Annotated in this window: 11 protein-coding genes; 7 read left to right on the top strand and 4 right to left on the bottom strand. The window is 72.3% G+C overall.

Annotation, left to right across the window (positions count from 1 at the left end; translation table 11 throughout):
- Positions 1 to 126: 126 nt before the first annotated feature.
- Positions 127 to 1,110: a type IV toxin-antitoxin system AbiEi family antitoxin domain-containing protein gene (locus tag AB0J72_RS04225; protein ID WP_363394263.1), complete on the top strand. Its 984-nt coding sequence runs from the start codon at positions 127 to 129 to the stop codon at positions 1,108 to 1,110.
- Positions 1,111 to 1,142: 32 nt separating this feature from the next.
- On the opposite strand, the gene AB0J72_RS04220 is transcribed toward AB0J72_RS04225, so the two are convergent.
- Positions 1,143 to 2,594 (bottom strand): glycoside hydrolase family 3 N-terminal domain-containing protein, encoded by a 1,452-nt coding sequence (locus AB0J72_RS04220; protein ID WP_363394261.1) that lies wholly within the window; start codon positions 2,592 to 2,594, stop codon positions 1,143 to 1,145.
- A gap of 175 nt (positions 2,595 to 2,769) precedes the next feature.
- Between AB0J72_RS04220 and AB0J72_RS04215 the strand changes: the two genes are divergently transcribed.
- Complete coding sequence (locus AB0J72_RS04215; protein WP_363394259.1) at positions 2,770 to 3,942, top strand: ROK family transcriptional regulator; 1,173 nt, start codon at positions 2,770 to 2,772, stop codon at positions 3,940 to 3,942.
- A 38-nt stretch (positions 3,943 to 3,980) separates the two neighbouring features.
- Here the strand turns inward: AB0J72_RS04215 and AB0J72_RS04210 are convergent, their stop codons facing one another.
- Positions 3,981 to 4,982, bottom strand: a complete 1,002-nt coding sequence (locus AB0J72_RS04210) for an ABC transporter permease subunit (RefSeq protein WP_363394257.1) — start codon at positions 4,980 to 4,982, stop codon at positions 3,981 to 3,983.
- Positions 4,979 to 6,001, bottom strand: a complete 1,023-nt coding sequence (locus tag AB0J72_RS04205) for an ATP-binding cassette domain-containing protein (RefSeq protein ID WP_363394254.1) — start codon at positions 5,999 to 6,001, stop codon at positions 4,979 to 4,981. Before AB0J72_RS04205 ends, AB0J72_RS04210 begins: the two co-directional genes overlap by 4 nt.
- A gap of 31 nt (positions 6,002 to 6,032) precedes the next feature.
- On the opposite strand from AB0J72_RS04205, the gene AB0J72_RS04200 reads away from it, so the two are divergent.
- The 3 genes from AB0J72_RS04200 to AB0J72_RS04190 all read left to right on the top strand — a co-directional run bounded on the left by AB0J72_RS04200 (position 6,033) and on the right by AB0J72_RS04190 (position 8,864).
- Positions 6,033 to 6,863 carry an ABC transporter ATP-binding protein gene (locus AB0J72_RS04200; protein WP_363394251.1) on the top strand — a complete coding sequence of 277 codons (831 nt, stop codon included), beginning with the start codon at positions 6,033 to 6,035 and terminating at the stop codon, positions 6,861 to 6,863.
- Between the two features lie 121 nt (positions 6,864 to 6,984).
- Positions 6,985 to 7,920: a transporter substrate-binding domain-containing protein gene (locus tag AB0J72_RS04195; RefSeq protein ID WP_360568180.1), complete on the top strand. Its 936-nt coding sequence runs from the start codon at positions 6,985 to 6,987 to the stop codon at positions 7,918 to 7,920.
- Positions 7,902 to 8,864 carry a hypothetical protein gene (locus AB0J72_RS04190; RefSeq protein WP_363394248.1) on the top strand — a complete coding sequence of 321 codons (963 nt, stop codon included), beginning with the start codon at positions 7,902 to 7,904 and terminating at the stop codon, positions 8,862 to 8,864. The genes AB0J72_RS04195 and AB0J72_RS04190 overlap by 19 nt, the downstream gene beginning before the upstream one ends.
- A gap of 268 nt (positions 8,865 to 9,132) precedes the next feature.
- Here the strand turns inward: AB0J72_RS04190 and AB0J72_RS04185 are convergent, their stop codons facing one another.
- A complete protein-coding gene (locus AB0J72_RS04185; protein ID WP_363394246.1) occupies positions 9,133 to 9,906 on the bottom strand; it encodes an enoyl-CoA hydratase-related protein in 774 nt (257 codons plus the stop codon).
- A 62-nt stretch (positions 9,907 to 9,968) separates the two neighbouring features.
- Here AB0J72_RS04185 and AB0J72_RS04180 point away from each other — a divergent pair, with 62 nt between their 5' ends.
- Both AB0J72_RS04180 and AB0J72_RS04175 read left to right on the top strand, forming a co-directional pair.
- Positions 9,969 to 10,439, top strand: coding sequence for a DUF6232 family protein (locus tag AB0J72_RS04180; RefSeq protein WP_363394244.1), 471 nt, complete (start codon positions 9,969 to 9,971; stop codon positions 10,437 to 10,439).
- A gap of 17 nt (positions 10,440 to 10,456) precedes the next feature.
- On the top strand, positions 10,457 to 12,403 hold the full coding sequence (locus AB0J72_RS04175) for an Hsp70 family protein (RefSeq protein ID WP_363394242.1): 1,947 nt from the start codon (positions 10,457 to 10,459) through the stop codon (positions 12,401 to 12,403).
- The last annotated feature ends 10 nt before the right edge of the window (positions 12,404 to 12,413 follow it).

Below are 12,413 nucleotides of genomic sequence, written 5' to 3'. Positions count from 1 at the left end.
CCCTCCCATGATCCGGAAGACCTCGTGCAGTCATAGGTGCACAAGGTCTTCCGGATCACGGGGGAAGTTATCCACAGGCTGGAGGTCGACCTTCCTCGTCTGGCCGGAGCTGGACAGGCTGGGCGGATGCTCGATGAGCTCCTGGAGTCGCAGAGCGGGGTGGTGACCCGGCAGCAGGCCCGCGCGGCTGGAGTCAGCCTGGGCGCGATCCGCTCGCACGTCGCGGCGGGGCGCTGGGTCCCGATGTTCGACGGGGTCTTCCGGACGTACACCGGCGAGCCGAGCCGGCGCACGGTGCTCTGGGCCGTGCTGCTGCGGGCAGGGCCGGGCGCGGCGCTGAGCCATGACACCGCAGCCGAGCTGGTCGGGCTCGTCGACCGCCCCTCCGACCATGTCCATGTCACGATCCCGGGCAACCGGCGGATCCGGCCGTTGGCGGGTGTGGTGGTGCATCACCGGGCCCGGCTCGCCGACACGGTCCAGCCGGGTCCGGCCCTCCGGCGCACCCGTGTCGAGGACACCGTGCTCGACCTGGCCGAGCAGGAGCGGCGCCTCGCATCGGCGATCGGGTGGCTCACCACGGCCTGCAGCCGCGGCCTGACCACGCCGGACCGGCTGGCGGCCGCGCTGCGCCGTCGCAAGAAGATGCGCTGGCGGCGGCTGCTGGAGGCGACGGTCGACGACGCCGCCGTAGGCGCTCGTTCCGTGCTGGAGTTGCGGTATCTGAAGGACGTGGAGCGAGGGCACCGCCTGCCCACCGGTCGACGGCAGGCCCGTCGCCGGGAGTCCGGCGCGACGCAGTACCGGGACGTCGAGTACAGGGCATTCGCCACGGTCGTCGAACTCGACGGCCGGGCCTATCACCCTGAGGAGCACCGCCGGCGCGACCAGCGGCGGGACAACGCGACGGCCTCAGCCGGGCAACGGACCCTCCGCTACGGCTGGGCAGACGTGGTGGCGCCCTGCGCGACCGCGATCCAGGTAGCCCGGGCGCTCAAGGCCGGCGGCTGGCACGGCAGGCTCCAGCCGTGCCGTCGCCCCGACTGCCCGGTCCGCCGCTCGGTCCGCCGCCGCACTCCCCATGATCCGGAAGACTTTGTGCAGTCATAGGTACACAAGGTCTTCCGGATCATGGGGGAGGGTCAGGCGGCGAGGCCCAGGGTTTCGGCGGCGGCGCGGCCGTTGGCGTGGCTGGCGCCCCAGGTGGTGATGAAGGCGCGGGCGTGCGCGGGGCGCCAGGAGGACGGCCAGCCCATCTCGACGACGGTGACGGGGTGGGCGGCGGCCAGGGTGTCGACCAGGGTGCGGGCGCCCGGCAGGCGGTGGACGTTGCGGCCCACGACGACGATCGGGCGGGCGCCGGCCCTGGCGCGCAGCTCCTCGGCGGCGGTCTGCTCGGCCACGACGCGGATCTGCTCGGTGCCGTTGACGTGCGGGCCGAGGCCCCACGGGACGCGGCCGGCGGCGATCGACGACTCCGACTCCAGCTGGACGATCAGCGGGGCGTCGGAACGGTCCACGGAGCCCTCGATGCGGACGGCGCTGAGTGCCGCCGGGTACCCGAGGCCGGGCTCCTCCCGGTCGGTCCGGTCGCCCTGGCGGGTCCAGTCGGACAGGGCCTGGACGCGGGCGACGGCCTCCTCCAGGCGGGCCAGGGGCAAGCGGCCGTCCTGGACGGCGGTGACGATCTCGTCGACGCAGGCGAGGGTCAGCTTCTCGTCGACCTCGGCGCCGATGCAGAGCAGGTCGGCGCCGGCGGCGAGGGCGAGGACGGCGCCCGCCTGGGTGCTGCCGGCAAACCGGGCGGCGCCGAGCATCTCCAGGGCGTCGGTGACGACGACGCCGGTGAAGCCGAGCTCGGTGCGCAGCAGGTCGACGAGGACGGCGCGGCTGAAGGTGGCCGGGGCGTCGCCGGTGAGGGCGGGCACGCGGATGTGCGCGCTCATGATCGACTTGGCGCCGGCCTCGACGGCGGCGACGAACGGTGGCAGCTCGCGGCCGCGCAGCTCGTCGAGGGTGATGTCGACGGTCGGCAGCTCGAGGTGCGAGTCGGCGAGGGTGGCGCCGTGGCCGGGGAAGTGCTTGGCGCAGGCGGCGACGCGGGCGCTCTGCAGGCCCAGCACGGCGGCGGCGGTGTGCGCCGCGACCAGGTGCGGGTCGGCGCCGAAGCTGCGGGTGCCGATGATCGGGTTGTCGTCGGCGGTGTTGACGTCGACGGTGGGCGCCAGGTTCAGATTGAGGCCCAGCTGGTCGAGCTCGGCGCCGATGGTGCGGTACACGCGGCGGGTGATCGCCGGGTCGCCCAGCGCGCCGAGTGCGGCGTTGCCCGGGTACGGGCTGCCGAGCCGGTGCGCCAGGCGGGTGACGTCGCCGCCCTCCTCGTCGATCGCGATGAGCACGCCGTCGCGGGCCGCGTGCAGCTGGGCGGTCAGCGCGGCGACCTGGTCGCGGTCGACGATGTTGTACCCGAACAGCAGGTGGCCGGCCATGCCCTCGCCGAGCAGGTCGACGGCCCAGGCCGGGGCCTGCACGCCCGGGAACGCGCCGAGCAGCGTGCCCAGCGCCAGCCTGCGGAGTCCTGGATCGTTCGCCACGGTGTTCCCCCTCAACGCGAACCAGTGCGAAACTGATGCGCTATCCACGATCGTAGGAGCATCTTGACCAGATGTGCGTAGGCCGTGTGGGTGGTGTGACCGTACGCTTTCCGGTATAGGTTGCCCGAGGCAATCTAATAGGAAAGTTTCTTAAATACTAGGGGTGTTGGTCACCATGAGTTCTGCTCGCCTTCCAGGCACCCCGAGGTTGCTGCGCGCGCTCAACGACCGCGCCGCCCTCGAGCTGCTGCTGAGCAAGGGACCGCTGACCCGCGCGCAGCTCGGAGAGCTGACCGGGCTGTCCAAGGTCACCGCATCGCAGCTGGTGGAGCGGCTGGAGGAGCGCGGCCTGGTGGCGCGCGTCGGCGAGCAGGCGGGCGGCCGCGGGCCGAACGCCCAGATGTACGCCGTGGTCCCATCGACCGCGTACGTCGTCGGCGTCGAGGCCGGCCCGCAGCACGTGGTCGCCGGCGTGGCGGACATCACGGGCAAAATCGTCGGGCGGACCGACGTCTCCATCGGCGAGGGGGACGACCCGGTCAAGGTCGTCCACGCCGCCGTGGTCGAGGCGGCCGCGGAGGCCGGTGCGCCGATCGAGCGCATCCGCCGCATCGTGCTCGGCACGCCCGGCCTGGTCGACCCGAAGAGCGGCGAGATCACGTTCGCGTGGGATCTGCCGCGCTGGCACCGGGGGCTGCTCACGGCCCTGCGGGAGGACCTCGGCCGGCCCGTCGCGTTCGAGAACGACGTGAACCTCGCCGCCATCGCCGAGCAGCACAGCGGTGCCGCGCTCGGGGCGAAGGACTTCGTGCTGGTCTGGCTGGACCGCGGCGTCGGCACCGCCGTCGTGCTCGGCGGGCGGCTGCACCGCGGCAGCGTCGGCGCGGCCGGCGAGATCGGCTACCTGCCCGTGTCGGGCACACAGGTCAGCCGCGACGCGACCCGCCGGGCGAAGAGCGGCTTCCGCATGCTCACCGACGCGGCCGCGGTCAAGACCGTCGCCAAGTCACACGGGTTCAAGGCCGCCGGTGCGGGCGACGCCATCAGAGCCGCGATCGCCGCCGGTACCGACGGCAGTCCATTCCTCGACGAGCTGGCCCGCCGGATCTCCCTCGGGGTGGCCTCGGTGGGACTGGTGCTCGACCCCGAGCTGGTCGTCCTCGCCGGCGAGATCGGCCAGGCGGGCGGCGCGGACCTCGCGCAGCGGGTGCAGCACGAGGTCGCCGCGATCGCCGTGGTGTCGCCGCGGGTGGTCGCCACCGAGGTGTCCAGCGAGCCGGTCCTCAACGGCGCCATCCTGACCGGCCTCGACGCGGTCCGCGAAGAGGTCTTCGGCGACACGGCCTGATCGCCGGCCGGCGCCTCGGTCGGCGTCGCGCCGGCGCCTCAGTTGGTGTCGCGCCGGCGCATCGTGGCGAAGGCGCCGGCCAGCACGACCGCCACGACCGCGCCGAGCACCAGGCCGCCCTGCTGCCAGCTGCCCCAGAAGGTGTCCTGCGGCACCACGCAGCCCGACTCGGTGCAGTACCCCGACGTGCCCTGGAACGTGTAGGACTTGTTCAGCCAGGCGGAGACGTAGCTGGAGAGGCGGTACTTCTCGGAGTAGTCGGTGCCGCCGATCAACCCGAAGATGATGATCGCTCCGAGCTCGTAGATCAGCAGGTACGCGATGCCGACGCCGAGCGCCGCGGACGTGTGCCGCCCGATGGAGGCGATCGCGAAGCCGAGCGCCGTGCCGGCCATCGTCAGCAGGATCACCCGCAGGGCCGTGATCAGCAGCGACGACCAGTCGGCGAGGCCCATGGTGCTGACGGTGTCGTTCGTGGCGGCCACGGCGACGAACGCGCCCGTCCAGACCGCGAGGTACACCACCGCCACCAGCGCCATGCCGGCACAGGCCGCGATCAGCTTGCTGCCCAGGACGGCACTGCGGCGCGGGGCCCAGAGCAGCAGGTTGAGCATGCCGCCGGAGCTCCACTCGACGCCCACGAACGACGCGCCGAGCACGAAGCCGGCCACCGTCAGCACGATCGCCGCGGTCGTGAACAGCTCCGGCCACTGGCGGGCGAACGAGAAGCCGTAGTCGAGCATCGAGTCGGCGGTGGGGCGCGGGCCGTAGTCGCAGTTGCGCGGGAACTTCATGCCGGCCGGGCCGGTGCGCACGCCGCTCTGCACGTCCTCGCACAACGCCACGTTCTCGTCGTAGATCGCCGCGGCGGACGCGGCGCGCTCGGTGGCGGTGCGGTACTCCTCGCTGCTCGGGTTGCTGCGGGTCAGCGAGAACCCGAACGTCAGGAACGCGAGCAGGGCGGCGATGAGCACGAGGGTCACCAGCGTGACCCGGCGACTGAACAGTCGGGTCCACTCGGCCCGCAGCAGCTGGTTCATGCGGGCCGTCCGTTCTCGATGATCTGACCGTTGTCGTTTTGCGGGTGTTGTACGGCTATGTCCTGCTCGGGCCAGTCGGAGTTGTCGACGGGGCGGAACTGCCCGCGCCGGGGCCCGCCCCCGGTGAGCTGCAGGAACGCGTCCTCCAGCTGCTGGACCGGGGCGAGCTCGCGGACCCACAGGTCGTTGACGCCCAGGGCACGCGAGACCCAGGCCGGGTCGGCGAGGTCGTGCACGATGATCTGGTCGCCGGACAGGGTGACCTGCGCGCCAGCGTCGGCGAGCACCTGCGCGGCCCGCTCGGTGTCGTCGACGCGGACCCGGTACGTGCCGCGGTCGTTGGCGGCGAGCACCTCCGACACCGGCCCGGCCGCGACCCGCCGGCCGCGGGAGATGATCGTGACCGAGTCGCAGATCTGCTGGATCTCGGCGAGGATGTGGCTGGAGATCACCACGGTCGTGCCGCGGTCCGCCTGCTCGCGGAGCAGGTCGCGCATCTCCCGGATGCCGGCCGGGTCGAGGCCGTTGTTCGGCTCGTCGAGGATCAGCAGCTCGGGGTCCTTCAGCAGGGCGGAGGCCACCGCGAGACGCTGCCGCATGCCGAGCGAGTAGGACTTGACCTGGTCCTCGGCGCGGTTGGCGAGACCGACCTGGTCCAGCACCACGTCGACGCGCTGCTTCGGTACACCACCCGCCTTCGCCAACACGCTCAGCGTCTTGTGGCCGGTGAAGTTGCCGAAGAACGCCGGCGCCTCGACGATCGCGCCGACCCGCGACACGACCTGCGGCAGCGCCCTCGGCACCGGCTGGCCGAGGATGCGCATGTGACCGGACTCGGCGCGCAACAGCCCGAGCAGCGTCTTGAGCGTGGTGCTCTTGCCGGATCCGTTGGGTCCGAGGAACCCGTGGATCTGGCCCTGCTGGACCTCCATGTCGAGGTGGTCCAGCGCGACGCGCGGCTTGCCGAACAGCGTCTGGTAGGTCTTCACCAGACCGGCGATTTCCAGTACGGCACTCATCCCCGCGCACGATACGGCTTTTGCCCTGAGCGTGGGGGGCCGGACCGTCCGCGCTTCGGGCACGTGGTTGGATTGGGCCGTGTCAGATGACCTTGTCATCGCGGTGGACAAAGCGACGGTGACCCGCAACCGGTCCGATCTCATCCGATCGGTGAGCTGGCAGGTGGAGCTCGACGAGCGCTGGGTGGTGCTCGGCCCCAACGGCGCGGGCAAGACCACGCTGCTGAATCTCGCCGGGGCGCGGCTGTACCCGACCCGTGGCACGGTGACCGTGCTCGGCGAGCGGCTCGGTCGCACCAACATCAACGAGCTCAAGACCCGCCTCGGGTTCTCCTCGGCCGGGCTGCAGCTGCCGCCCGACGAGACGGTGCGTGACGTGGTCGTGACCGCGTCGTGGGCGGTCGTCGGGCGCTTCACCGAGCGGTACGACCGCATGGACGAGGCCCGGGCGCAGGCGCTGCTGGAGCAGTTCGGCGTCGGCGCGCTGGCCGACCGGCTCTACGGCACCCTGTCAGAGGGCGAGCGCAAGCGGGTGCAGATCGCCCGGTCGCTGATGGTCGACCCGGAGCTGCTGCTGCTCGACGAGCCGACCGCCGGCCTGGACCTCGGCGCCCGCGAGGACCTCGTGCGGCGCCTGTCGGCGCTGGCCGCCGACCCCGACTCGCCGGCGATCGTGCTGGTCACGCACCACGTCGAGGAGATCCCGCCGGAGTTCACGCACGCGCTGCTGATGCGCGACGGCGGCGTCGTGGCGCAGGGCCTGCTGCACGAGACGGTGACCGCCGAGAACCTCTCCGCGGCGTTCGGCCTGCCGCTGCGACTGTCGATCGTGGACGGTCGCTACCACGCTCAGGCGGCCTAGAAAACTGTCGTACCCCAGCGGTACCGTTCGATGTAACTGAACGGGGGGTTCGACGGTGGCTGATCCTGTTGTTGATCCACCCGATGATCCTGGCCCTGACCCCGGCCCGGATCCTGCGCCGGTGCGCCGGACCCGGGTCGCGCGGCTGGTCGCGTGGGTCGTGGTGCTCGTGGCGGTCATCGTCGTCGCGGTCGTCGTGGTCGTCGACGTCGGGCCGCCGTCGGAGGCCGACCTGCGCCAGCGTGCCATCGGCGGGCGCGGTGAGCTGCTGATCGGGGTCAAGGACGACACCCCGGGCGTGAGCCTGCGCGACAGGACCACCGGCGAGTATGCCGGCTTCGACATCGACATCGCCTATCTCGTCGCGGGCGATCTCGGGTTCCGCCCCGACCAGGTCAAGTTCCTGTCGATCGAGACCGAGGACCGGGCCAGGATGCAGGCCCGGTCGGGCGACGGCAAGTTCGTCACCGTGGACCTGGTAGTGGCCAGCTTCAGCATCACCAAAGAGCGGTCCGAGCAGCCGGGGGTGCGCTTCGCCGGGCCGTATCTGAGCACCCAGCAGTCGGTGGTCACGCTCAAGGCGCACAAGCCGGTCAGCAGCCTCGAGGACCTGCGCGGCGAGCGGGTCTGCACCCTGGCCACCTCCACCTCCAGCGAGGTCGCCAGGTCCGCCGGCGTGACCCTCTCGGGCAAGAACGAGATCAGCGCCTGCGTCGCCGGGCTCAAGGCGGGTGAGTTCGACGCGGTCACGACCGACGCGGCGATCCTCGCCGGCTTCGTCGCGGAGGACGGCGGGCAGACCCTCGTGCACCACGACGTCGGGCTCACCGGCGACGAGCGGTGGGGGATCAACTGCGGTGACAACGAGGCATTGCAAACCCTGGTGAACCTGTACCTGTACCGCTCGGCGCACGACGCGACCGACCGGCGGTGGGAGCAGGCGTATGACAAGTACCTGCGCAGCGAGCAGCGGTTCAGCCCGAATCAGCAGGTGGCGATCGACCACCAGCCCGAGGTGCCGAAGGTGGACGTCCGTCAGTGGCCGTGGGAGAGGTAGGCGACCGGCAGTGGCTGCTGCCGTTGCTGCCCACGTTCCCGATCGTCCTGCTGGTGCTGCGGCTGTGGTATCTCAGCCGGCAGAACGTGCAGACCATGCTGCTCTTCGTGCAGTACGTGAGCCCGCTGGGCCTGCTGAGCACGCTGGTGATCGCGCTGCTGTGGGTGTTTCCGGCGACGCTGCTGCTGACCCGGGTGCTGGGCGCGCTGCTGGAGCTCAGCGACCCGGCCGCCGCGGCGACGTCCCGGCTGGCCGCGGCCGCCCGGCGGATCCCCGACTGGGTGGTCGTCGTGGCGCTGGTGATCGGCGGGCTGACCTGGCAGCTGCGATTCCTGCCGCTGCTGGTCATGGTCGCGCTGTCGATCCTCGGCCTGGTCGTGCGGCAGCGGGCGGCCGGCGTGGGCGCGGCGGCGGCCGCCACGGGCGTGGTGCTGCCGTTCGTCGCGGCCGTGCTGGAGTACGCGTTCCTCGGCCCGGCGATCGTCGCGGCGCTGCGGGAGGGTGAGCCGGTCACGTTCGTGCTGCTGGCGCTGCCGCCGCTGGTGACGCCGCTGCTGACCGGGCCGGTGCCGGCGTGGGCGGCGCGGGCCGTGACGCACTGGCCGGCCGCGGTGGCCGCGTTCGCGGCGCCGTTCCTGGTCGGGGTCGTGTTCCTGCGCGCCCCGATCCTGCCGACGGTCGCCGTCGACACCGACGACGGCCTGCTCGTCGGCTCGGTGATCACCGTAGACGACCGGATGATGACGCTGCTCGACACGGGCGGCACCGTCCACTTCGTCCTCAACGACAGCGTCCAGGCGAAGGTCCTCTGCGACGCGGGCGACCGGCCACCGGCCAGCACCGTCGACGCGCACGGCTGGTCGGTGGAGCAGACGGCGCTGAGCTGGATCGCCCCGGCCCGCCGGCCCACCCCGCCCGACCCGCGCTGCGAGGGCCGCCGCTGACCTGCCCCTCCGTGCCGGCCGCGCCTTCCCGCTGGGTTGGCGGTCTTGGCGGTTGCCGTCCGCGCGCGGGAGGCACTGGTTGTCCGCGGAGGCATCGCGGTGGTGGGCGTCGTGATCGAAGTCGCGGGGTGGCTGTCCGGGCGGCCAGGGCTGTCCTTCGATCATGGTGCCGGACGTGCCGTGGTCGTGGTTCGCCTCATGATCCCGTGCGATTCAGGTAGCCAGGACTGCCAAAGCCGCACGGGAGCATGAAGGGAAGGCGGCGGGGTCAGGCGAAGTTGGGTTTGCGCTTCTCGATGAAGGCGGTCATGCCCTCGTTCTTGTCGTCGGTGCTGAACAGGGCGGCGAACAGCTGGCTCTCCCAGGCCAGGCCGGAGGCGAGGTCCATGTCCAGGCCGTTGTCGACGGCGAGCTTCGCGGCGCGCAGGGCGAGGGCCGGGCCGTGGACGAACGGCTCGACCATGGCCTTCGCCGTCGCGTACACCTCGGCGGCGGGGACGACCTTGTCGACCAGGCCGATCGTCAGCGCCTCGGGGGCCTTCACGAAGCGTCCGGTCATGATGAGGTCCTTCGTGCGGGCTGGGCCGATGAGGCGGGCCAGGCGTTGCGTGCCGCCCGCGCCCGGGATGACGCCGAGAGTGATCTCCGGCTGGCCCAGGGTCGCGTCCTCGGCGGCGACGCGCCAGTCGGCGGTCAGGGCGAGCTCGCAGCCGCCGCCCAGGGCGTACCCGTTGACGGCCGCGACGACGGGCTTCGGGATGCGTGCCACGGCGTCGAAGGCCCCGGTGAGCGCGGTGGCCCTGGCGGCCATCTCGGAGTAGCCCATTCCGGCCATCTCCTTGATGTCGACGCCGGCCGCGAAGACCTTGTCTCCTCCGTACAGGATGACCGCCCGCACCGAAGGGTCGGTGGTCGCGGCGGCGGCGGCCTCGCGCAGCTCCTCCTGGATCTGGATGTTCAGCGCGTTGACCGGCGGCCTGGAGAGGCGGATGGTGCCGATACCGTCTTCGATCTCCAGCTGGACCAGCCTGGTGTCGCCCACTGTGTCTCCTCAACGTCGTTGTCGTTGCCCGCAGCGTATTCCGGCGTACCGTCAGATGTGCCATGGCGACGACGTTCTACCGCGATCACGAGGTGCACATCAGTTCCGACGGTGTGCAGGTCGACGCCGTCTGGTATCCGCTGGAGACGCTGACGTACATCTGGCACCGGCGCTCCGGGCGGCTGGTGCAGGGCGCGTACATGCTCGCGACCCGCGGCGGGGCGGTGGTGCTGATCATCGGGCTGCTCATCGCCGCCGGCATGGCCGCGCGCCGGATCGACTTCAATGGGCCGAACTCCACGATGTACATCGCGGGCGGCATCCTCGGGATCATCGTCATCGGCGGGATCGTGGCGTTCAGCGTGGAGGGGCTGCTGGACCTGCTCGACCGGGCGCACGACCACGGCAAGGGCGTGCACGAGATCTGGGTGCGCACCCGGCAGGGCGAGTCGATGATCTACTCGACCACGGACTCGCCGAAGTTCGGGCAGATCTACCGCGCTCTGCAGCGGGCAGTGGAGCGGTCCGCGTAACCCTTAGGATCCCGGGCATGGTGGCCCTGGGCGTGGACTTCGGCACGTCGCACACCGTCGCCGTGGCCCGCTGGCCCGACGGCCGGGCCCGGCCGCTGCTCTTCGACGGCACCCCGCTGCTGCCGTCGGCGACGTTCTGGGAGGACGGCGAGCTCGTCGTCGGCCGCGACGCTCTGCACAGCGCGCGGCGCGCCCCGGCCAGCTTCGAGCCCAACCCGAAGCGCCGCATCGACGACGGTCACGTCTTCCTGGGCGAGCAGGAGGTGCCCGTCCACGACCTGCTGGTCGCCGTCTTCCGGCGGGTGCGCGCCGAGTTCGTCCGCACGGCCGGTGGTCCTCCCGAGACGGTCACCGTGACGCACCCCGCCAACTGGGCGTCCACCCGTCGCAAGGCGTTGTCGGCCGCGGTGCGGGCGGCGGACCTCCCGGACGCGACCCTGGTCCCCGAGCCGGTCGCCGCCGCGACCTACTTCGTGCGGGTGCTGCGCCACATGGTGCCCGTCGGCTCCGCCGTCGTGGTCTACGACCTGGGCGCCGGCACGTTCGACGGCAGCGTCGTCGCGCGCACCGCGGACGGCTTCGAGGTGCTCGCCGTCGACGGCCGCGACGACCTCGGCGGACTCGACTTCGACGAGGTCGTCCTCGCGATGATCGGCCGGGCCCTGCCGCCGGAGCGCTGGCAGCGGCTGGTCGCGCCGTCGACGCTCGAGGAGGCGCGGGCCGCCCGGCTGCTGCGCGACGAGGTCCGGGAGGCGAAGGAGCGCCTGTCGCGCGCCTCCTCCGTCACGGTCCTGGTCCCGCTGCTGGACGTCGACGTGCAGCTCACCCGCGACGAGTTCGAGGCGGCGGCGCGGCCGCTGGTGGAGCGCTCGGTGCGGGTGCTGACCGAGACCGTCCGGCTGTCGCGGGTCACGGCCGGGCAGGTCGCGGGCATCTTCCTGGTCGGTGGGGCGAGTCAGATCCCGCTGGTCGCCACCGAGCTGCACCGCGCGTTCGGCAAGCCGCCGGTGACGATCGAGCAGCCGGAGATGGTGGTCGCCGAGGGCAGCGTCCTGGTCGGCGCGCGGATCGACAAGCCGTCCGCCGCCGTGGTCCCGGCCGCCCGCCCCCGGGAGTCGTCGTCGCAGCCTCCTGTCGCGGTTGTTTCGCCGGTACGGCCGCCGCCGTCGCCCGCCGTCGTGGTCCCGCCCCCGGGGTCGCCGGTGACCCCGTCCGTGCCACCCGTGCCGCGTGGGCCGCTGCCGCCGGTCGGGTCGCCGGTCCCGCCGGCCGGGTCGCCTGCGGTGCCGCCTCCCGGGGTGGTGCCGCCGGTTGTGACGCCGGTGTCGCCCGCCGGTGCCGGGCCGGGCGTCGCGCCGGTCTCGCCGGGTGTCGTGCCGTTCAGCCCCGCGCCGCCGGTACATCGGATGCCGCCGCAACCGGTGTATCCACCGCGGCCCGTGTTCTACCAGCCGCCTCCGCCGCAGGTCGTCTACGTGCCGCAGTACGTCATGCCGCCCGTGCCGCCACCGCCGCGCCGGATCGCGCCCGGTGCGATCCGCTGGCCCGCGGGCTTCCTGACCCTGTACGGCGTGCTCATGTACATCTCGACCGGCCTGGTCGCCCTCGTGCTCGTCATCTACGCGGTGAGCGAAACGGAGGAGCTGACGGCCGCGGGCCAGCAGGCAGGCCTGTACGGCGGGCTGGGCTCGCTCGCGTTCGCGATTCTGTACACGCACGGCGCGCGGCGGCTGCGCCGCGGCAGCAACGGGCACCTGTGGTATCCGATCGCGCTGTGCGTCCTGCTCGCCTTCGGTGGTGCGTACACCGCGTCGGGGTCGCACCAGCCCGCCTGGCTGGCGGTCACGGGCGTGTACCTGGGATCGGCGCTGCTGCTCCTGCTGCCGAGCGCCCGTGCCTGGGTCCGTCCGCTGCGCCCGCCGGCGCCTTCAGTCGGCAACGCGACGGCAGAGGGCGAGGAGTGAGAACCGTCGT

The organism is Dactylosporangium sp. NPDC049742 (assembly GCF_040674675.1).
GTDB lineage: Bacteria > Actinomycetota > Actinomycetes > Mycobacteriales > Micromonosporaceae > Dactylosporangium > Dactylosporangium maewongense.
This window is presented reverse-complemented; position numbering and strand designations above follow the sequence as displayed.